1 protein-coding gene is annotated in these 1,382 nt (G+C 66.8%); it reads left to right on the top strand.

The features are described 5' to 3' along the window. Positions 1–1,382 (top strand): condensation domain-containing protein (locus tag ON21_RS25325; RefSeq protein WP_245562727.1); only part of this gene is annotated, 1,382 nt, incomplete at both ends.

Below are 1,382 nucleotides of genomic sequence, written 5' to 3'. Positions count from 1 at the left end.
CCCGGGTCCTGGGCGGGCAGGCCGGTGGCGTGGTCCCCGAGCTGGTGGCCGGTCCTCGCCCGGAGCGGGTGCCGTTGTCGCTGGCTCAGCAGCGGTTGTGGTTCCTCAACCGGTACGACCCGCAGTCCGCGGCCTACAACATGCCCTGGGCGCTGCGGTTGACCGGTGTGTTGGATGTGTCGGCGTTGTCGGCGGCGTTGGTCGATGTGGTGGAACGACACGAGGCACTACGGACTCGTTATCCCGAACACGATGGGGTCGCCTATCAGCAGATCCTGCCGACAGCGCAGGTGATCGACGGTGTGGCTGTTGTCGATGTCGATCGTGACCGGCTCTCGGAGGCGGTGACCGCGTTCGGTGCTACGGGCTTCGATGTCACCACCGACGCGCTGGTGCGGGTCGGGTTGTTCGCTGTCACCCCGGTCGAGCATGTGCTGGTGTTGGTGGTCCATCACATCAATGCCGACGGGTTCTCGATGGCGCCGTTCGCTCGTGATGTGATGAGCGCGTATCGGGCGCGGCTACACGGCCAGGCGCCGTCGTGGACCGCGTTGCCGGTCCAGCCCGCTGATTTCGCGTTGTGGCAGCGTGCGGTGTTGGGAACCGAGTCCGATCCCGAATCGCTGCTGGCGCGCCAGACCCGGTACTGGCAGTCGGTGTTGAGCGAGTTGCCCGAGGAATCGGCATTGCCGCTGGATCGGCCCCGACCGTCGGTAGCCTCCCACCGTGGTGACAGTGTCGGGTTCGAGCTGGATCCGGTGCTGGTAGAACGGATCGAGCAGCTGGGCCGCGCGCATCAGGCATCGGTGTTGATGGTGTGGCATGCGGCGTTGGCGGTCGTGCTGACCCGGTTGAGTGCCGATCTGGGCAACGACATCGCTGTGGGTACCCCGGTCGCCGGCCGCGGGCACAGCGACCTCGACAACGTGGTCGGCATGTTCGTCAACACCCTGGTCCTGCGGGCCGAGGTCCACGACAGCGAATCGGTCACCGAACTGTTGACCCGGATCCGGCGCGGGGATCTGGATGCCTTCGCCCACGCCGATGTCCCCTTCGAACGGATCGTGGAGCTACTCAACCCGGAACGGTCGGGTGCCCGGCATCCGCTGTTCCAGGTGATGCTGGCCTTCCAGGACCTCGGTGAGATCGAGCTCGGACTCGACGGGCTCGAGGTGTCGCCGTTCCCGGCCCCGGTCTCGACGATCAAGTTCGATCTCGAATTCACCGTCGTCCCACGCCCGGCCGCGCAGGGCGGGGACGTGGCGTTGACCATCGGTTACGCCACGGACCTGTTCGACACCCGCACCGTGCACGAGATCGGTACCCGCCTGCTACGAGTCCTCGAGGCGTTCGTCACCGACCCCCGGACCCGGATCGGGCAG

This window comes from Nocardia araoensis NBRC 100135, from assembly GCF_000308435.1.
In the GTDB taxonomy this organism is placed as follows: domain Bacteria; phylum Actinomycetota; class Actinomycetes; order Mycobacteriales; family Mycobacteriaceae; genus Nocardia; species Nocardia araoensis.
The sequence above is the reverse complement of the archived record's forward strand: the minus strand, read 5'-3'. Positions and strand labels throughout refer to the sequence as shown.